Origin of the sequence: Leucobacter coleopterorum (assembly GCF_011382985.1) — a bacterium.
In the GTDB taxonomy this organism is placed as follows: Bacteria; Actinomycetota; Actinomycetes; order Actinomycetales; family Microbacteriaceae; genus Leucobacter; species Leucobacter coleopterorum.
On sequence record NZ_CP049933.1, the window covers coordinates 131354 to 148281 of the forward strand.

General features: G+C 58.6%; 22 protein-coding genes and 3 pseudogenes. 15 read left to right on the forward strand and 10 right to left on the reverse strand.

The window, feature by feature from the left end:
• Window positions 1–70: 70 nt before the first annotated feature.
• Entirely contained in the window at window positions 71–676 is a 606-nt protein-coding gene (locus tag G7066_RS00630) for a maleylpyruvate isomerase family mycothiol-dependent enzyme (protein WP_166328262.1), read from the forward strand.
• Between the two features lie 25 nt (window positions 677–701).
• On the opposite strand, the gene G7066_RS00635 is transcribed toward G7066_RS00630, so the two are convergent.
• Window positions 702–1289 (reverse strand): RBBP9/YdeN family alpha/beta hydrolase, encoded by a 588-nt coding sequence (locus G7066_RS00635; protein WP_166328264.1) that lies wholly within the window; start codon window positions 1287–1289, stop codon window positions 702–704.
• Between the two features lie 61 nt (window positions 1290–1350).
• On the opposite strand from G7066_RS00635, the gene G7066_RS00640 reads away from it, so the two are divergent.
• Together G7066_RS00640 and G7066_RS00645 are read left to right on the forward strand one after the other, a co-directional pair.
• Window positions 1351–1515: a MerR family transcriptional regulator gene (locus G7066_RS00640; protein WP_166328267.1), complete on the forward strand. Its 165-nt coding sequence runs from the start codon at window positions 1351–1353 to the stop codon at window positions 1513–1515.
• Between the two features lie 155 nt (window positions 1516–1670).
• Window positions 1671–2000 (forward strand): hypothetical protein, encoded by a 330-nt coding sequence (locus G7066_RS00645; RefSeq protein ID WP_166328269.1) that lies wholly within the window; start codon window positions 1671–1673, stop codon window positions 1998–2000.
• Window positions 2001–2005: 5 nt separating this feature from the next.
• On the opposite strand, the gene G7066_RS00650 is transcribed toward G7066_RS00645, so the two are convergent.
• Complete coding sequence (locus tag G7066_RS00650; protein ID WP_280116282.1) at window positions 2006–2293, reverse strand: Rid family hydrolase; 288 nt, start codon at window positions 2291–2293, stop codon at window positions 2006–2008.
• 87 nt (window positions 2294–2380) lie between these two features.
• A complete protein-coding gene (locus G7066_RS00655; RefSeq protein ID WP_166328273.1) occupies window positions 2381–2554 on the reverse strand; it encodes a putative antibiotic biosynthesis monooxygenase in 174 nt (57 codons plus the stop codon).
• Window positions 2555–2664: 110 nt separating this feature from the next.
• On the opposite strand from G7066_RS00655, the gene G7066_RS00660 reads away from it, so the two are divergent.
• Both G7066_RS00660 and G7066_RS00665 read left to right on the forward strand, forming a co-directional pair.
• On the forward strand, window positions 2665–3228 hold the full coding sequence (locus G7066_RS00660) for a TetR/AcrR family transcriptional regulator (protein WP_166328275.1): 564 nt from the start codon (window positions 2665–2667) through the stop codon (window positions 3226–3228).
• A 36-nt stretch (window positions 3229–3264) separates the two neighbouring features.
• A pseudogene (locus G7066_RS00665) lies at window positions 3265–3399 on the forward strand (VOC family protein); the annotation flags it as partial.
• 60 nt (window positions 3400–3459) lie between these two features.
• On the opposite strand, the gene G7066_RS00670 reads toward G7066_RS00665, so the two are convergent.
• The 3 genes from G7066_RS00670 to G7066_RS00680 are packed head-to-tail and all read right to left on the reverse strand — an operon-like array spanning window position 3460 to window position 4756.
• Entirely contained in the window at window positions 3460–3855 is a 396-nt protein-coding gene (locus tag G7066_RS00670) for a hypothetical protein (protein ID WP_166328279.1), read from the reverse strand.
• A complete protein-coding gene (locus tag G7066_RS00675) occupies window positions 3852–4106 on the reverse strand; it encodes a hypothetical protein (protein WP_166328281.1) in 255 nt (84 codons plus the stop codon). Before G7066_RS00675 ends, G7066_RS00670 begins: the two co-directional genes overlap by 4 nt.
• Before the next feature lie 23 nt (window positions 4107–4129).
• Window positions 4130–4756 (reverse strand): helix-turn-helix domain-containing protein, encoded by a 627-nt coding sequence (locus G7066_RS00680; RefSeq protein WP_166328282.1) that lies wholly within the window; start codon window positions 4754–4756, stop codon window positions 4130–4132.
• Between the two features lie 699 nt (window positions 4757–5455).
• On the opposite strand from G7066_RS00680, the gene G7066_RS00685 reads away from it, so the two are divergent.
• From G7066_RS00685 to G7066_RS00705, 5 genes are all read left to right on the forward strand, one after another.
• The gene (locus tag G7066_RS00685; RefSeq protein ID WP_166328284.1) at window positions 5456–6052 is read left to right on the forward strand and encodes a hypothetical protein; all 597 of its coding nucleotides are present in this window, start codon (window positions 5456–5458) and stop codon (window positions 6050–6052) included.
• A gap of 63 nt (window positions 6053–6115) precedes the next feature.
• On the forward strand, window positions 6116–6631 hold the full coding sequence (locus G7066_RS00690) for a dCTP deaminase/dUTPase family protein (RefSeq protein WP_166328286.1): 516 nt from the start codon (window positions 6116–6118) through the stop codon (window positions 6629–6631).
• A complete protein-coding gene (locus tag G7066_RS00695; protein ID WP_166328288.1) occupies window positions 6618–6848 on the forward strand; it encodes a hypothetical protein in 231 nt (76 codons plus the stop codon). The genes G7066_RS00690 and G7066_RS00695 overlap by 14 nt, the downstream gene beginning before the upstream one ends.
• 193 nt (window positions 6849–7041) lie before the next feature.
• Window positions 7042–7677, forward strand: a complete 636-nt coding sequence (locus G7066_RS00700; RefSeq protein ID WP_166328290.1) for a DUF5343 domain-containing protein — start codon at window positions 7042–7044, stop codon at window positions 7675–7677.
• Window positions 7674–8252 carry a Swt1 family HEPN domain-containing protein gene (locus G7066_RS00705; protein WP_205881479.1) on the forward strand — a complete coding sequence of 193 codons (579 nt, stop codon included), beginning with the start codon at window positions 7674–7676 and terminating at the stop codon, window positions 8250–8252. The genes G7066_RS00700 and G7066_RS00705 overlap by 4 nt, the downstream gene beginning before the upstream one ends.
• A gap of 577 nt (window positions 8253–8829) precedes the next feature.
• On the opposite strand, the gene G7066_RS00710 is transcribed toward G7066_RS00705, so the two are convergent.
• A complete protein-coding gene (locus tag G7066_RS00710) occupies window positions 8830–9600 on the reverse strand; it encodes a sulfite exporter TauE/SafE family protein (RefSeq protein WP_244303109.1) in 771 nt (256 codons plus the stop codon).
• Window positions 9601–9821: 221 nt separating this feature from the next.
• On the opposite strand from G7066_RS00710, the gene G7066_RS00715 reads away from it, so the two are divergent.
• Entirely contained in the window at window positions 9822–11255 is a 1434-nt protein-coding gene (locus G7066_RS00715; RefSeq protein WP_166328292.1) for a sugar porter family MFS transporter, read from the forward strand.
• Window positions 11256–11385: 130 nt separating this feature from the next.
• On the opposite strand, the gene G7066_RS00720 is transcribed toward G7066_RS00715, so the two are convergent.
• On the reverse strand, window positions 11386–11988 hold the full coding sequence (locus G7066_RS00720; RefSeq protein WP_166328294.1) for a TetR family transcriptional regulator: 603 nt from the start codon (window positions 11986–11988) through the stop codon (window positions 11386–11388).
• Window positions 11989–12088: 100 nt separating this feature from the next.
• Between G7066_RS00720 and G7066_RS00725 the strand changes: the two genes are divergently transcribed.
• The 4 genes and pseudogenes from G7066_RS00725 (at window position 12089) to G7066_RS00735 (ending at window position 14173) form a co-directional block, all read left to right on the forward strand.
• Window positions 12089–12490: a nuclear transport factor 2 family protein gene (locus G7066_RS00725; RefSeq protein ID WP_166328296.1), complete on the forward strand. Its 402-nt coding sequence runs from the start codon at window positions 12089–12091 to the stop codon at window positions 12488–12490.
• A gap of 231 nt (window positions 12491–12721) precedes the next feature.
• A pseudogene (locus G7066_RS15425) lies at window positions 12722–12820 on the forward strand (DUF2510 domain-containing protein); the annotation flags it as partial.
• Between the two features lie 90 nt (window positions 12821–12910).
• The gene (locus tag G7066_RS00730; protein WP_244303437.1) at window positions 12911–13570 is read left to right on the forward strand and encodes a hypothetical protein; all 660 of its coding nucleotides are present in this window, start codon (window positions 12911–12913) and stop codon (window positions 13568–13570) included.
• A 165-nt stretch (window positions 13571–13735) separates the two neighbouring features.
• Window positions 13736–14173 carry a hypothetical protein gene (locus tag G7066_RS00735; protein WP_166328300.1) on the forward strand — a complete coding sequence of 146 codons (438 nt, stop codon included), beginning with the start codon at window positions 13736–13738 and terminating at the stop codon, window positions 14171–14173.
• A gap of 472 nt (window positions 14174–14645) precedes the next feature.
• Here G7066_RS00735 and G7066_RS00740 read toward each other — a convergent pair.
• A pseudogene (locus G7066_RS00740) lies at window positions 14646–15332 on the reverse strand (sugar phosphate isomerase/epimerase family protein); the annotation flags it as partial.
• Window positions 15333–15634: 302 nt separating this feature from the next.
• Window positions 15635–16848 (reverse strand): IS3 family transposase gene (locus G7066_RS00745; RefSeq protein ID WP_166328302.1). Its coding sequence is split into 2 segments (ribosomal slippage): window positions 15635–16551 and window positions 16551–16848, totalling 1215 coding nucleotides; the frame shifts between segments, so codons are not numbered across the junction.
• Window positions 16849–16928: the final 80 nt, after the last annotated feature.

Consider the following 16928-nt stretch of genomic DNA (forward strand, 5'->3'; position numbering starts at 1 on the left):
CAGCGAGGCTGGGAGGTGGCGGCCGAGTTATCCTCGAAGCGGGTAGCAACCACGAGCTGTGAGGTAAAGCATGTCACTGTCCAAATCAGAGGTCTGGGCGGTCGTTCACGCGGAACGGCGGCGGCTGATCAGTGATCTCGCGTCGCTCGACCAGTCGCGTTGGGAGACACCCTCACTCTGCCCGGGCTGGACGGTGCACGATGTGCTCGCACACCTGGTCGATACGGCGAAGACCGGAAAAGCGGGCTTTGTCTGGAGTATGGTGCGCTCGCGCGGTGACTTCGACCGCGCCAACGAAGCCGGTGTGAGGCGTTGCAAACGCGATGATCCCGAACAAACCCTCGCTGAGTTTCGACAGGTGCTTGAGCTGACAAAGACCCCACCCGCGCAGCTGGCAACGCGCCTCGTCGAAGCAATCGTGCATGGAGAAGACATTCGCAGGCCGCTGCAGATCCCGGGCGAGTACCCCGCTGCAGCTGTGCATGAGGCACTCGCGTATCAACTGCGCACGCCAGTGTCCTTTGGAGGGAGCCGTGAGCGAGCCGCGGGGTGTCGGCTCGTTGATACAGAGACGGGATCTGCCTGGGGTGACGGGCTTGAGGTGAGGGGTAAAGCTGTTGACCTGCTCGTGGCCGCCTCGGGTCGCGAGGTTTCACCAGAACTCCTTGGGGATTAGGCGTTCACCGCCTCATGCTGGAGCGTTAAGAACACACGGCTTCAAGCGCTTCAGGCAGTGTGCTGAACCCGTCCGAAGCAAGAAAATGCCCAGCACCAGCGACGACGTGAACCTCTGCCCCAAACCGCTCGGCAACCCGGTCGGTGAGGTGAGGTGGCACAAGCGTGTCGTTGTCGGATCGGATGATGACAATGCGGTTGATGTGACTTCGAAGTTCAGCCGGATCGTAGCCAGCGCCAACGTATGAATCAAGATCTGGGAGTGCCGGAAGCCGGTCAACAAAGCCGGAGACAAGCACGAGAGTGCCCAGCTGCCAGTCTTCGTTGATAGAACCGAGGTAACGCAGCACGGTGAGGCAACCGAGGCTGTGTGCCACGACCGCCGTGTGTTCGTCAGGAATGCCCAGGGCCATAGAAACCGTGTCCTCCCACTGCTGTGGGTCTGGCTCAAGCGGGTCTGGCAGGGCTGGGACCAGGGTCGGGGCCCCGGCTGCCTTGAGCTGGTCAGCCAGCCACTGGAACCAGTGATCCTCCGGTGTCGCACCGTAGCCGTGGAAGATTGTGGCGCGCTGCCGCGTTACAGAGGGAGTCCGGTTGGTGGGTTGAGTCGTCATGGAATAAGACGGTATGGCTTCACGCTAGCGTGAAGGTCAAATTGAGTAGGAGATATCTACGATGCAGATCGGTGAACTCGCCAGATTGAGCGGGGTCAGTGCGAGGGCGCTCCGGCACTATGAAGACCGAGGGCACGTGATCCCGAACCGCACAGCTGGGGGTTATCGCAGCATGCCTGGACACCAAGCAGCAGAAGCTCAGCGAAACGAGGTGACGGTCGCGTGAGATCGTGCCGGTTGGGTCTTTGTGATGCATTGACCTTCGCTAACAGGAAGGGTTATTAGGCCACCTTGGGCAACTTATCCACAGATTGCATTTTTAGTGCTTGATCTGGGCCTTATCCCTGGAAATCTATTCTGAAACCCACCAGAATAGGAGGCATGATCACCATGAACGAACCGCAGGTCTGGACCCTCATCGGAGTGTTCGCAGCGACAATGATCGGGCTCGTCACGGTTATTACGCAGTCATTCACCAGGACGCTGTCGTCGAAGTTCGACGCGGTAAATTCGAAGTTCGATTCCATCGATTCGAAATTCGAGGTTGTGAACGAGCGACTTGACGGCCTGAAAACTGAGATGGTCCTGCGTTTCGACCATGTTGATCACCGAATCGACCAGGTTGACCGGCGTCTCGACCGCCTCGAAAATCGGGTAGATGGTCTTGACGCAGACGTGCAAGCGATCTCGCGACGGGTGTTCCCGGAGTGAGTGTTTCAGGGCTGCCAGCCGAGGTCAACACAAACCGCATCAACCTCGAACTCGAGCCCGGGGAGTGCGAGAGCTTCGACCCCAATGAGCGTGCTCGCGGGCAGGTGCTCCGCGTCTACCCAGCGGTCGCGAATCCGGCGTAACGTCGAAAGGTCGCGCGAGGGGAGCTTCGTAGCGTAGAGGTTGAGACGCAGCAGATCACGGCTTGAGGCTCCGAGGTTGTCGAGGATCCCGTGCAACCTTGCAAACGCGGTGTCGACCTGTTCCTCGAAGGTGCCGGGGGGATTCCGGATCCGCGATCTGCCCTGAAATGAAGACGAGTCCGTGCGCGCGAACGGCGTCGGAGATGCCCGGGACTGTGTGGCTGTTGAGCCGTGAGATCACGGTGCGCTCACCTGCTTCAGTGAAGGCAAGATGCGCGTCAGTGTCTTCGTGACGAACGGAACCCCGACGTAGACCGCCAGGGGAACAATGACGAGGGTGAGCACAAAAGCGCGAAGGATCAGCGGCACCGATTCGGGCAGTCCGCTCATGAGCCACTGGCCGAGCGCCACCGATGGAAAGATGACGAGCCACGTTGCGAGTGCGTGAAGCCATCTTGGGGAAGTGTGGGTTTCATGGCTGTCCTTACGCTTACCAACTGTTTAGTTGGTAAGGTTGGGGTGTGTCCCGAAACCCAGCTCTCACGCGGAAGCGGCTCATTGATGCGGCCGCACAAGAGTTCTCCGTGCACGGCCTAGCCGGTGCCAGGGTCGACCGCATCGCCACCGAAGCGGGGGTAAACAAGGAGCGCATCTATCACTACTTCGAAAACAAGGTGGGGCTTTTCACCGCGGTCCTCGAGTCACGGCTTGCCGAGGTCACGGATTCCCATCCGATTACCGGCTTTGGTGAGCAGGCAGTGCTTGAGTACGCGCTTGGCCTCGCTGAGTCTCGAGCGCAAGATCCCACCCTTGCGCGTCTACTGCACTGGGAAGCTCTTGAGCTGCCGACCCCGGTCGCGCTTAAGGATCGCCTGGCCCAGACCGCCGGCAAGGTCGATGCGCTGATGGTCGCGCTGCCAGAGCTTGACCGCACTGCCGCAACTGATTTGCTGTTCGAGATCCTGCTCGTGGTGAATTCCACAGTGGTGCTGACTAATGTGACGGCGACGATCTATCCAGATGGTCGGCAGGGGGATGTGTGTCGGGGGATGCTTGCTGGGGTAGTCCGGCGCTACGCGGGGTGAGTCGTTAGAGGGCTAGCTGCGAAGCGCTTCGATGCGGTGCGGGATCTGCACGACGCTCTTGCCGCCGCCGGTACTGAGATTCTGCGCGCGCCAGAACAGGGGCCGTTCGGCCTGATGTTCACGTTTGCCGATCCTGATGGGTATGCGGTTACGGTGCATGACGAGGCCTAGGGCGGGGTTCACTGCGGGTAATTCTTGCGCCAGCGAACGATGAACGCGCGAAACTCGCTTTCACGGGTCCGATCGCCCCAAGCGTCGGCGACCATTGCCGCGACGTTTGCGATCGGTGACGCTGAGCTCTGTTCCTTCGGTCGCGGACACCACGTGGGTTCCATGCGATCCGACTCGTGCCGCGCGGATCTTTCGTTTTGAGGCAATGCCGTCGCGAGACAGGCTCATAGGTGAGATCAGGTCCACGCTGTCTCGGTCGTAGATGGCGCGATCCCGCTGTGTGATTGGAGACCATACGCCGGGGCGCTCCGTGCGGGCGGTTTCGTAGCCAAGTTCTGTCATGCGCTGTTCGAGATTCGGATCATCCCCGAGAAGCTGGGGTGTCACCCCCAGGTCTCCATCACGAGTTGTGTCGTCTGGCGGCATGTTGACGGGCTGGCGAATGAGCTCACTCATGCCGCAAGTAGCTTTCGGAGTTCGTTTTCCGCCTTGTCGGGCTCTCGCCCGGAGCCAGCGAGGGCATCGAGTAGCGCCAGAGAACGAGGAACAAAGCGTATGCCTGCTTCGTTCTCTACTTGGTCAAGCTCCCCGTTGCCCGACTCAAGGAGCAAGACGCCTTGGCCAGAGGCTGCGGGGGGAAACCCGTAACGATCTGCAAGGGCGATGAGATCTTCAACGTAGAAGACTGGCATGTTGGCCTCTGCCACTGTCCGATCTTCTCTCATCGCAACTAGGCCTGATACGGCGTAGTTTTCTTCTGCCTCCCCAAGCGTCGTGCGAGTGTTTGCCATCCTTCTGGGGCATCCACCGCTCGTTGGACTGTGTTTCTCCGGCTAATCTTCGCGGCATTGCCTGCCGAAATGGCCAAGGTGACGAAGTCATTTGCGTCTGTACTTTCATCTAGCCAACCCGCACGCTCCCAACGGTTCCGCCACTCGCTCGTTACTGACGGTAATGGAATCCGTGGATCAGTGATCGATTTCACGACCGATTTCCAAGCCTCGGACCAATCAAGCCTTGCGATGTCTTGAGCTGCTGCGGCTGCAGTATCTTGTGCTGAAGCTACGATAGAAGTGCGTAGTGCTCGTGTGCTCGGCTCCAGCGCGGTCATCACGGCACTGAGTAAAGGTTGGGCCGCTGCGACAGCCGAGGCATCGCCAGCAGAGACAAGCGAATCCCCGTTGATCTGGTAGCCGGTGGAAGCGAGAAGTCGGGTTAGGGTTCCCCATGTCGGATCTATCTCACCACGTTCAATCCGGCCAACCGTTGACGGCGAAAGGGCGGCGAGCTCAGCCAGTTCTTTGCGGGTGATGCCGTTCGTGGAACGAATGCGCTTCACGATCGTTGCTGCGTCCATGGCCCTTCCTTCGGTGATTGCGTATATGCAATCATAGAACTTGAGGCTGGAGGTGTCATGCTGATCGGGCTCATTTTTGGACTTGCCTTTCGTGGGTAGCGGAATCGGTTCGGCGCGCTCGTTGGTTCGGGCTGCAACGTGCCGCCTCCTGAGGATCTCCTTGAGGCGTTTCGTGCCGAGCACCTGCCGGTGGAACTTGTTTGAGAAGGAGTTCCTTCGGACCTCCACCCAACCGCAAGTGGCGGTGTGCAGGATTGCCCAGTTGTCCATTCGATTCCAATGACTGTGACTAAATTGATTCTGCTGACATTGCGGTGGCGGTTCGGGATCTCAAGCGTTCTCCGCGCAGCGATCTTCGCGAACTCCATGCTCGGGTGCTTGTCAGTGTCGCCCTCAGTGCCACTGGCAATCATTTGCTTAATCACGGCTTCTTGCCTTCGCGAGGATCTTGGACTCTGAGCTCGGCGTTCGCAGCAGCAGGTGTCCAGCTAAGACTCTCTAGCGAGGACTGGAGGCGCGACGAAGCCTAGGGTGACCCCTCAAAGTAGGTGCCATTTCAACCGTAGATGAGTAGACCGTACTCATGCGAGACCTGTCGCGAGTCGCATCCATCCATTTCAAGAGCTTCTTCGGCCCTGTCGGTGGTGCTGCATAGGGTTGAGATAAGCATCTGTAGGTATCCAGCCGTAAAGGACTCTCATGACGATCTCCATCCCTGTTGCGACACCGAGATTTTGGTGGCGTGCACCTGCAAGCCAGCTTCGTGCCTGGGTCTCGAGCGATCCCGACGTTGATGACGGTGGTAGGTCGAGATGGGACGATCGCGATCAACAGCGCTGGATTCTCATAGCGGAGGTTGTCGCAGACGTGGGTGATGCTCTCGCCAATGGCGGCTGGGAGACCGACGACGAGAACGACCTCTACGGATTCGTGAACATCGACCGAGACTCCAGCAGCCTGACCGCTACCGAGCTTAAGATCATTTCCTCTTGGTTCCGACATGCCGAAGCCGTACGGGTTGATCCCTGGTTCGATTCCCTGACCAACGGACGGCATCGTCTGTGGGCAACGCTGCCTCACTTCGCGGAGCGGCAGGTGCCAATTTGCTCTGACGCGCTCAGTTACGCCAACCCAAGCGATGCTGAAGTCTTGAGCGCAACCTGGCCCAGTCTCTACGTTACCGACTTGGAGCAGTTGGCCGCTCTCGAATGGTTTGATGATACTGACCCGCTCAACCGCGCCTTTGTGTCGTCAGTGCGAACGGCGGCGACCGGAGTGTTCCCGCCTAAGCTCTAGTCCGGGCGGGATGAGCCATCGCGGGCGGTGGCGTCGAACAGACCTCTCAGTATCCTTGCAGGTATGGGAAATGCTTCGGTACCGTGGTGGCTCGCAATCGTGGTGGCGGCAGTTCCGACGCTGATCGCTCTTTTCGGCACGTTGATGGTTGCTCGTTCGCAGCGGCGCAGTAGCAAAGAGGCTAACCAGACAGCTCTACGCAATGCTGAATCCGCCGAACGCTCCGCGAGAGCAGCTGAAAAGTCTTCGGCAGTTGCAGACCGGGCGGCGGGTCATGCCGCGAAGGCAGCGGAACAACTTCACAAGTTCCGGCAGCACGACGACACGATGAAGACACTGTACTGGGCTGCCGATCACGCGATCGTGCCAGACAGCGGACGTGCGCTTCTTGGTCTTGAAGTGCTCGGGGCGCTGGTCGATCAGGCGAAGGATGATTCTGACTATCGTGGTGGGCGCTTGGTAAATGTGACCAACGATGCTGTGAAGACCGTGGCAATCCCGACTTTCCTCTCAGTGCTCACTAATTCTGCCAAGGATGATGGGGAGCGGCAGTGGGGCTATGGCTGTGAGTGCAGTTGAAGCGAACGCCGCCAAGCTGCTCTTGGCACACGGCCGTGATCTGGAACCCGGACTACGGCAAGACCTGGAAGTCATCTCCAAGGCGTCCATTGGGGCTATGGTCAAGTTGGGGGAACTTTATGCCGCACGGCACCTTGATGAGCGCATCGAGATCGCTCAGCAACGTGAGATGGAACGAGGCCGCACTCCAAATTTCAGGATGACCATGGAGCGGTAAGGAACTTTAATGGTTCAAGATCACTTGCGGCGGAATGAGGTTGATTCACTTGAAATTAGAGCAGCACGGTTTTGTGGGAAGCCAGCGTCGTGTCGATAATTGACTCAGATCGTTATAGGCTCCTCTATGCAACAGAGACATGTGATTGTAGAAGTTGGAGACGAGCCTCAGTGCCTTCACATAGACTATGGCCATGAGCCTCCCTAACGCGTACCTCACGTCATTCAAGAACACCTCGGCGATTCTCCAGGCCGTGCAGGCGGCACAGGCGCCGCCACGATTCACCCAGAAGTTCCTTGAGGGCTTGGGTTACCAGAACTCGAACGATCGCGCAATCATCAATGTACTGAAGACGCTCGGGTTCCTGGACGACTCGGGCGTCCCGACCGCCCGCTATCATCGATACCTCGATCAGACGCAATCCGCGCTCGTGCTGGCCGAGGGAATTCGGGACGCATATGAAGATCTGTTCCGCGTCAACCGGAACGCACACGAGATGTCGAACCAAGACGTTAAGAACAAGATGAAGACCCTCTCGGAGGGCGCGTTTACCGATAGGGTCTTGACGCAGATGGCGGGAACCTTCACGGCGCTGGTCAAGGACGCCGACTTTGCGACCGCGCCGAAACCGGACGCCCGGCAAGAGTCCCCGCCTGCGCAGGAGTCGCCCGAAGGCGTTACCCCGTCTGCCACGAACGGCCAGCCGCCGCTCGCCGTTGTACCGCCGTTTGGTAGCCTCGCCTACAACATCAATATCCAATTGCCAGAATCCCGAGATCCTGCGGTCTACAACGCGATCTTCAAGGCCCTCCGGGAGCACTTCCGGTGAGCGCTCAGCACGAGCAGATCTACGAGTTCGTTTACCGGGGCATGCTCGCGGAGGAAGCGCTCGACACGGCAGGGCGTGTACGTCGGATCGATCTGGACGAGACTGAGGTGGCCGAGGCGCTCAGTTTCGAACTGTTCGACGAGGACCTGCTCACTCAGGCACGCCTCATGTCGACGGTCTACACAGCGATCGCCGTCTTCGAGATGTCCGTGAGACGCTTCGTCAAGAAGGTGCTGATTGACACCTACGGCGAGGGCTGGTGGGAAAAGGGTGTCTCTGAGAAGATCCGCAAGTTCGTTGACACTCGACGTACTGACGAAGAGAAGGTCAAGTGGCATGGCGTCCGTGGTGACGACCTCCTGAGTTATACGGAACTGGGCCACCTTCCACAGATCATGCAACAGAACTGGGAGTGCTTTGAAGCGTATGTTCCACGTGTGGACTGGGCCACTTCGTTGTTCTCCACGCTGGAGCGGTCGCGCAACGTCATCATGCACAGCGGGTCGCTCGCCCTGCCTGATGTCGAGCGGATCGGCATGCACGTCCGCGATTGGAACAAGCAAGTCTCCCTCTAGCACCAGGGGTGTCGACGCTTCCTAACAAGCGTTGGCTTGATGCGCAACGCGTTGGACTGTAGCCAGGTTGCCTTGGCCGCGAGGTCGCTCACGTAGATGAAATAGGCAGAGGTATTTTCAGACGGGGACCTCTATGTTCGACAATTTCTTGGAGTCGGAGAGGGCTAAATTTCATGAATGCACATCAAAAGGCCGCAATCGGGGTTTTGCTTCTATCTGCTAGTAGCCTCGAGCAGGACTTTCAGCGCCTGGTCTCCGAGCTCTCCGCGCATCTAGGTGAATCTGACGACCACGGACTCCATGATGGTGACTCGGTCGTCAAAGGCTATGTATCTGACTCGAGTACCTTTCGGTGATTTCCACCTGAGTGCCGAACTTGTTTACGCCGGTGGCGACTAGTCTTGGGTGACCCATCGGCGAAGTCGGTGGGTGTCAGGGTGGCTTTGTCTTCCGCGCTGACGGTTACTTGTAAGTGATGCCAGGCATTGTCAAGTCTCGTTCTGCACTCAAATCGAGAGACACATCGCGGAGTGTAGTAGTGATCTTGTGAATCACGACAAGGTGCATTCCACCCCACCTAAACCAACAACCACCCAGCCCCCGCAACAGTAACCACCAACACCCCAACCTCAAACACCCGCTGCGGCACCCTCGAAGCGACCCACCGCCCGAGGAGCGCCCCAGCAATCACCCCGGGAATCAAAACCAGGTCAAGCACCAAGCTCCCCCAGGTCACCAACCCAAGCCCCACCGAGAACGGCAGCTTCGCCACGTTCACCATGGCGAAGAACCACGCTGCAGTGCCGAGAAACTCCTTCACCGGGAAGCGCGCGGCCAGAAAGTACATGGACATGACGGGCCCACCCGCATTGGCCACCATCGTGGTGAGGCCGCCCAGCGATCCGTAACCAATGCTGGCCCAGCGGGCACCGGGCCCAGGGCTGCCAGTGGCAGCAGAAGCCGCAGGACCAGCAAACCACCGCCGCCAAACGGTAAACGCCACGACAACCAGCAGAATCACCCCGATAACCCGCCGAACGGAAGAGTCATCGGCCAAAGCCAAAAACAGCACCCCAAGCAAAAGTCCACCAACAACGGCAGGCGCAAGCCGAAGAAGCACCCGCCATCGAGCATGCCGCCGGTACGTCCACACCGCAAAGATATCCCCGACAATCAGCAAAACCAGCAGCGCCCCGGTCGACTGCTTTGCCGGCATCAATGCCGCAAAAATGGCGATCAACACCGTATTTATCCCGGGCAGTGAGGTCTTTGAGAACCCCACAAGAAACGCGGCCACGCCGAGCAGTAGCCACGCATACGCGGGCAACTCGGACAGAAGATGACTCACCCCGCCAGCATAGGCCCGGATCCATGTCGGATTGTGTAGACAAATCAAAAAACACCCAGAAACGCCACAGAAACAGTGCCAAACAAACACCCCCCCAAGCCTAGGGTTTGTCCTTTTGATAAGACATTAGATAGGCTCACGAACAGCGCACCCGCGCAACACCGCTCGGGAACAAAAATGACGACGCGGTGGCTGTAGGGCTGCGTCAGGCAGGGGAAACCATGGCCGTACATTTAGATCAGGGCGTCGCGAAGCTCCCTCCGCTCACGGACGGACCTCACCGACGCAGACTCGGCGTTGTAGCGCTGATCGCCACCTTCGGCGGCCTTCTCTTCGGCTACGACACCGGTGTGATCAACGGCGCACTGCGCCCAATGTCGGCCGAACTTGGGCTCACCCCCTTCACCGAGGGTGTCGTTGCCAGCTCCCTCATCTTCGCGGCAGCGCTCGGCGCGATCCTCAGCGGCCGCCTCTCTGACGCCTGGGGCCGCCGCAAAACCATCATCCTGCTGGCCGTATTATTCTTCGCGGGAACCGTCGCAGTAGTCATCGCACCCGGCCTCGGCACACTGGTCGTCGGTCGCATCCTGCTCGGCCTCGCGGTCGGCGGTGCCTCAACGGTCGTGCCGGTCTTCCTGGCCGAGCTCGCTCCCTATGAGATTCGCGGATCCCTCTCGGGTCGCAACGAACTCATGATCGTGGTCGGCCAGCTCGCCGCCTTCGTCATCAACGCGATCATCGGCAATGTCTTCGGCCACATCGAGGGTGTCTGGCGCATCATGTTTGCAATCTGCGCACTCCCCGCGATCGCGCTCTTCTTTGGTATGTTGCGCATGCCCGAGTCACCGCGCTGGCTTGTGGATCACGGCCGCGAAGACGAGGCCCTCACCGTTCTGCAGTCTGTGCGTGCGAGCGATCGCGCCGTTGCCGAGCTCGGCGACCTGACCGCCCTCGCCCGCGCCGAGAAGGAACACCGCGCCATCAGCTGGCGCGCCATCTTCACGAACAAAAACCTGCTCAAGATCCTGCTCATCGGCATTGGGGTCGGCATCGCCCAGCAGCTCACCGGCATCAACTCGATCATGTACTTCGGGCAGACCGTGCTCATCGAGTCGGGTTTCGACGAGAGCGCAGCCCTCATCGCAAACATCGCACCGGGCATCATCGCCGTTATTGGTGCGATCATCGCCCTTTCCATGATGGATCGTTTCGACCGCCGCAAAACCTTCATTTTGGGCTTCTCGCTCACCACGGTCAGTCACCTGCTCATCGGCCTCTCGTCGATGCTGCTGCCGGTCGGCAACCCGCTTCGTCCGTACATCATTCTGGTGCTGGTCGTGATCTTCGTCGGGTCCATGCAGACCTTCCTGAACGTGGCGGTTTGGGTATACCTCTCCGAGATTTTCCCGCTGCACATGCGCGGATTCGGCATGGGCATCTCGGTGTTTATGCTCTGGATCGCAAACGGTTTCCTGTCCCTCTACTTCCTGTCGCTGGTCGACGCGGTCGGGATCACCGGAACCTTCTTCCTCTTCGCCGCAGTCGGTGCGCTCGCGCTCTTTTTCGTGTGGCGCTGCGTGCCCGAGACCCGCGGACGCACGCTCGAGGCCCTCGAAGAAGACGTCACCACGGGCGCCATCTACCTGCGCAACTAGCTAGCTCGCGCGGTTCGGGATCCGGGCCTTTCTCGGCTAACCGCTCGCCACATCTACATCGATCACCCACAACTCCATCAACTATCACGCGGTAGCTGATGGAGTTGTGGTTTTTGATGTGTCTCTGGCGCTACCGCACAGTGTTTGACGCGCCCACCAGTCGGCCGACGAGTTGCATGAGTGATGCGCGTCGGTTTGCGGGGGTATCTTCGGGGGTGCCCGCCATGATCATGCTGACGAGTTGTGGTGAGGTGAACCACCAGGTTGTGATTGCCATGACTGCCGAGAATAGGTAGGCGGCCGCCGGGTCGACGACAACGGCCCCCTGTTTCTGGGCAGCGCTGACCGCAGCGACCTTGTCGGCGTAGTGGGCGGCACGCTCGCTTTCGGCGACGATCTCGGTACCGGGATCTTGCAGCGCCTCCCAAGACATCAGTCGAAGAAGGTGCGGGTACGAAAGATGGTAGTCGTACACTTGGCCGGCGTAGTCCCCGAGGTCCATTGCCTGGGTAGGGGTGAGCGGAACGGCCTCGGCTAGTTTGGCGAGCTCTGCTTCGAGCACTGCCACAAAGAGTTTCTGCTTGCTGCCAAAGTATTGGTAGATCCGCTCTTTGTTGACACCAGCCGTCGCCGCGACCCGGTTGATCCTCGCCCCTTCCGGGCCGTGGGCCGCAAACTCAATCACGGCCGCATCGAGCAGGAGCTGTCGAGTGCGCTCGGTATCCCAGGCCATGGCAACCCACTTTCACAATTTCCAACTGAACAGTTGCAATTTATTCTAACTCGATCTAAACTCCAACTGTTCAGTTGGAAATGAAATGAAAGTAGAACTAATGACCACCACACGCGAAACCGTAGATGCCTTCTTTGCTGCCTTTGGCTCGGGAAACCTCGAGGGGGTCGTAAGCCTCTTCGCTGACACGGTAGATTTCAATGTTCCCGGAGCCCCCAATGTGCCGTGGACGGGTGCCCGCTGCACGAAGTCAGAAGTGACAGATTTCTTCACCCTGCTGATACGAGGCGGGCTCACTGAGCCGGAAGAGTTTGTTGTCGACGCCACCATCGTTGATGGCGACGAGGCTGTTGTGGCTGGTTACTCCCGATTCCGTGTTGTCGCAACGGGCAAGAGCTTCGACAACCCGTTTGCGATTCACTTCACCGTGCGCGACGGGCAGCTGGTTCGCTACCACATGCACGAAGACAGCTACGCGATCAGTCAGGCGTTTATGGCCTAGCCTGTAGCTGCGGGCGCGGGGCCGCCCACGGATCCCTGCGCTGCAGCGCCGCGTCAGCCTCGCGCAGCACCTGGGCATTGAGAACCCCGGTCTAATTAAACTCATTTGCCATGGGGGAGCTATGCTTGAATACTCAAGGCACGTACTGTTAACCCCTGTGTAAGCAGTTTGAGGTTTCGGTGTGCCGATTTTTCACCCCGAAAACCACTGTGAGTTGCAAGGAGACCTAGAGTGAATGCTGTCTCGCCTGGCTGGTATCCAGATCCTGGATCGTCGGGGCAATTGCGATACTGGGACGGGAGCGCCTGGACTGCACACGTTGCAGCGACAGCAAATGTGCCAGTTTCTGTGCCCGTTCCCGCGGCCGAGACAGCACCTGCGCTCGCACCTACGCCGAAGGGAATTGTGCCAAGGCGAGCCGTGATCGGGCTTGTTGCATTAGCGGCGGCAATGGTGGTTATCATTTCGGCCGGATCAAGCGTAGTGAATACCATCTGGGATACGCGCATGGCAGAACTTGCGGACGAAGAGGAAAAACTCAACGCGTCATTCCCCAGCGATGTAGACGCGATGAATGTAGCCATGCAATCTGGTGATCGGGAAGCATTCATTGCAGCCGGTGAGAAAGAAGGGGTCGAGCAGCTGGCCCGCCTCTGGGATGAAACTAAAAAGATCGGGTGGAAAACGGGTGTAGTCACGGGCGGGGGTTATGCGGATGAAGACCATGACGAAAGGCGCGTGAGCATGATGTTTAGTTTCGACCTCGGTTTCGAGCTTGATGATGCCACTGGTGATGAAATTAACGGTGGCACGTCCATGCTCCATGGATTCGAGTACGTTGTGAATTTGGGGGAATATACAGAGGGAGAAGGCGGGTACGGCAGGGGAAGGTTGATTCAGTCGATAGAGCCGGTTATTCCAATGCCGTGGGACTCCCCTGATGGAGTGTATGCGGCTCGTACTGAACATGCGGTTGCGTTCGGTGCGGCTTCGGATCGTGAGTATATTGACGCACGTAGTGCAGCGGCTGAGCGAGCCGCCACGTTTGTATTAGATACGCTAGCCCCGAGCTGTTCGTAGACCAGATTCCCGGATTAGTTACGATTGTCACAAGCGATGCAAGCCAGTACAAAGCGATGGCCTCAAGGGGTCGTCTATCGAATCCCGGGCTGTGATGATGCCCACTGCACGCACACATTTTGAGGGCATTAGCTCTACCAGTGCACCCTCGTAGCCCTGTCGCCAATGGATGAAGCGGATGTGGCCGAAGTTCTTGTGCATGAGTTCACTCACTCGGTACAGCGCGCCACAATTGGGGAGAGTGAACTCTTCAGTGGGGGCAACGCGAGGCCAGCATTCATTGAAGGCCATGCCACGTACGTTCAACACTTGTTTGCTGGTACAACGGATGAGTTCACCAGCGACACTGTCCGTTCCGCCGTTGCAGGAGATCTCAACTGGCTGTTAGGTGCCAACGGGGGTTTTGCTGATAAGGAAAGCGTAAATCGCGCATACTTAGTTGCTGGTGCGTACTTCTATTACTTGGCCAACACCGATGGCAATATGTCAACATTCGTTCGTGAAGGCGTTAAGGAAGCGGGGTACAATTTGCCGGGTGTTCCGTTGATTGATCCTTACCCGCATGATCAAACTAGTTGGAAGGGATGGTTGGCTACGCAATGACGAACCCTTACCCTGCACCCGCCCTGGCGCCTCGGGCATCTCGTGCGCGAATCAACCGAATGTCTATCGTTGCATTCATACTCTCTTTCTTGTTCTTCGGAATTGGAGGGCTCGTCTTTGGATTTATTTCGCTCCGACAGAACTATGTATATGGTCGACGTGGGGTTGGGTTGTCTTGGGCTGCACTCATTATTGGAATGCTTCACACCAGCGCCTGTATTCTTTTCTTCGTCTTCATTGGCAAATTTATTGCGCATAGCACGGTCTCATGAATTTGCAATTTTCAAGTAGTGCAGAGCGACGTCGGGGGCGTAACCGTACTGGAGCTTCAGGCTTGCTCCAAAGCAACTCCGCCGCACTAAGTTGTCCCTGGTGGTCACCCGGATTTGCGGGGGTAAAGAAGCGCGCTTGCCAACAATGTGTTTAGGGCACGAAACATCAAGACCGCTGCCCAGGGCTGGTGTCCGTAGGTTTATTGGTGGTTTATTGGCGGTCCCATCCGCGGAACCCGACCCTGCAGTGTCGCGTATGCCTCGCGCAGAGCCCTGGCAGCCGCTTCAAGCCCTTCGATGCGGCCGAGTGAGGCGTCTTCGTGTTCGATGTTGACCCACATGTTCGGGTCGACATTGCGCAAGGCCCGCAAGAATTCCGTCCAGAACGCGGTGTCGTGCCCCTTGCCGAGTGCCACGAAATCCCAGGCTGACGGCTTTGGTCACTCGTTCGCCCACTCGGCGTCACCGAGGTTCGTCGGAGGGGATCCTGCGGAAGCTATTGTCGAGGACACCGTTGATCGTCGCGGTTTCTGCGTTGATGCGCACGTCTTTTGCGGCGGCGTGAAACACGAGTTCACCGAGGTGCCTAACGGCGGCCACCAGATCCATCTGCCGCCAGAACAGGTGCGAGGCGTCGAGCTCGACCCCGAGGTGGGTGGCTCCGGTCAACTCGACCAGCTTGTGCACGACTGCCGAGTTAAAGACGAGGTTCTGTGGGTGCAACCCAAGCGCAATCTTGACACCGTGGTCGGCAGTAAATCGTTCGATATCGCGCTAAAATCTCGCCGCGATATCCCAGTGGTAATCGAGCACGTCGAGTTCCACGCATTGAAGACCCCGTTGGTGACACTCGCCCAGGGTTCTCAACCGAGCAAACCCGACATAGTCCGATGGTTGCGTGATTGAGGTCAGGGATTGTATCGATGAGCGCGACATGTTTTTCGAGTAGCCGTTGACTCCATCGCTCGAACCCCTCGGGCGGGGTGCTGCAGGCAAGCGTGAATCACGCGCGCTTCTACCTCACCGGTCACCTTGGGTTCCGTGAGCGGAGTGAGTCTCTTTTGCGAGTGATGGTGTCAAAGGCCTCACCTCCACAATCGGCGTATGCTTGTGACACCTTGACCACGGTATCGATGTTCACTCCTGCACGTTCGGACCTTTACCCCGGATAGTGGACACGGGGTTATGGCTACGCTGCAGCAGCAAGCATAGCTGATTCAAACGCGTCAGGCGCGACTTGCCCGAGGTAGGAGTGGCGGCGCTTCGTGTTGTACCGGTTCACCCACCTGAACACCTCACGGCGACATTCATGCTCGTCCCGAAACGCTGCCCGTCCGTGCAGGACTTCACGCTTGAGCGCCGCGTTGAACGACTCAGCGAGCGCGTTATCCGCTGAGGAACCGACAGCCCCCATTGACTGCGTCACCCCCAGCTCTGTACACAACTGCGCGTACGCTTTCGAGGTATAGACGCTGCCGTGATCTGAGTGAAAAATGGTTCCGTCAAGTGAGCCACGCGCGGCTCTGGCTGCGGTCAGTGCATCACTGACGAGTTCGGTACGCATGTGGTCGGCAAGCGCCCACCCGGCCAGCTTTCTCGAACACAGATCGATCACCGTCGCGAGGTACCAGTTCTTCCCACCCACGATGGGCAGGTACGTGATATCGCCGACATAGCGGGTGCCTGGCGTGTCAGCGGTGAAGTCACGCTGCACCAGATCAGCGACCTTCTGATCATTGGGGTCAGGGACCGTGGTCTTCACCCGACGCAAGAGCCTGATCCCTGAAAGCCCGTGCTCGCGCATCACTCGCGCGACGCGCTTGTGATTCACCCGTTCGTTCTCGGGTGCCCCGTCGTTTAAGTCCGCGGTCACCCGGGGTACCCCGTAGGCGGGATCCCCGCCAGCCTCACGGTCTTGCGCACGTCTCACTCGCGCAGCAAGCGCTTCGTCGGCTTGCGTGCGGGCGGCCCGTTTCGGGGCAGCTTCCACCCACGCATAATACGAGGAGCGAGCAACGTCGAGGACTCGGCATAGCCACTTCACCGGGATGGTGTCACGGTGGTCGTCAATGAACTGGAAGCGGCTCACCAGTTCATCTCTCCCGCGAAATATTTGGCTGCCTGGCGGAGAATATCGCGCTCGGTCTCAAGCTTGGCTTTCTCGTTTTTCAGGGCGCGGTTCTCGGCAAGGAGCGCAGCCACCTCACCCGTCTCTACTAAGTCGGTAGCAGCGCGGCTGTCACGGTTTGGGGGCGGCGTGGTGCGGTACTTCTGCAGCCACAGCGACAGTGTTGACTTGCCGATGCCGAGATCACTCGCGATCGAGTCGAGGGTCGCTCCTTCGGTGGTTTCGTAGAGGTCAACGGCTTGCCGTTTGAAGTCCTCGGAGAATTGTTTGGGCATGGTTCTATGGTCTCGCTTTCTGCCGGAAAACCCGGCATCAGCGTGTCCACACTTCGGGGTAAAGGCCCTTCAGCCACAAC

What these genes read in the sequence shown, in the direction of transcription:
- G7066_RS00690 (WP_166328286.1), top strand. Translation starts at nt 6,116, where the DNA reads ATGGGAAATGCTTCGGTACCGTGGTGGCTCGCAATCGTGGTGGCGGCA.
- G7066_RS00735 (WP_166328300.1), top strand. Translation starts at nt 13,736, where the DNA reads ATGGATGAAGCGGATGTGGCCGAAGTTCTTGTGCATGAGTTCACTCAC.
- G7066_RS00680 (WP_166328282.1), bottom strand. Translation starts at nt 4,756, where the DNA reads ATGGACGCAGCAACGATCGTGAAGCGCATTCGTTCCACGAACGGCATC.
- G7066_RS00700 (WP_166328290.1), top strand. Translation starts at nt 7,042, where the DNA reads ATGAGCCTCCCTAACGCGTACCTCACGTCATTCAAGAACACCTCGGCG.
- G7066_RS00715 (WP_166328292.1), top strand. Translation starts at nt 9,822, where the DNA reads ATGGCCGTACATTTAGATCAGGGCGTCGCGAAGCTCCCTCCGCTCACG.
- G7066_RS00720 (WP_166328294.1), bottom strand. Translation starts at nt 11,988, where the DNA reads ATGGCCTGGGATACCGAGCGCACTCGACAGCTCCTGCTCGATGCGGCC.
- G7066_RS00645 (WP_166328269.1), top strand. Translation starts at nt 1,671, where the DNA reads ATGATCACCATGAACGAACCGCAGGTCTGGACCCTCATCGGAGTGTTC.
- G7066_RS00640 (WP_166328267.1), top strand. Translation starts at nt 1,351, where the DNA reads ATGCAGATCGGTGAACTCGCCAGATTGAGCGGGGTCAGTGCGAGGGCG.
- G7066_RS00635 (WP_166328264.1), bottom strand. Translation starts at nt 1,289, where the DNA reads ATGACGACTCAACCCACCAACCGGACTCCCTCTGTAACGCGGCAGCGC.
- G7066_RS00670 (WP_166328279.1), bottom strand. Translation starts at nt 3,855, where the DNA reads ATGAGTGAGCTCATTCGCCAGCCCGTCAACATGCCGCCAGACGACACA.
- G7066_RS00685 (WP_166328284.1), top strand. Translation starts at nt 5,456, where the DNA reads ATGACGATCTCCATCCCTGTTGCGACACCGAGATTTTGGTGGCGTGCA.
- G7066_RS00630 (WP_166328262.1), top strand. Translation starts at nt 71, where the DNA reads ATGTCACTGTCCAAATCAGAGGTCTGGGCGGTCGTTCACGCGGAACGG.
- G7066_RS00725 (WP_166328296.1), top strand. Translation starts at nt 12,089, where the DNA reads ATGACCACCACACGCGAAACCGTAGATGCCTTCTTTGCTGCCTTTGGC.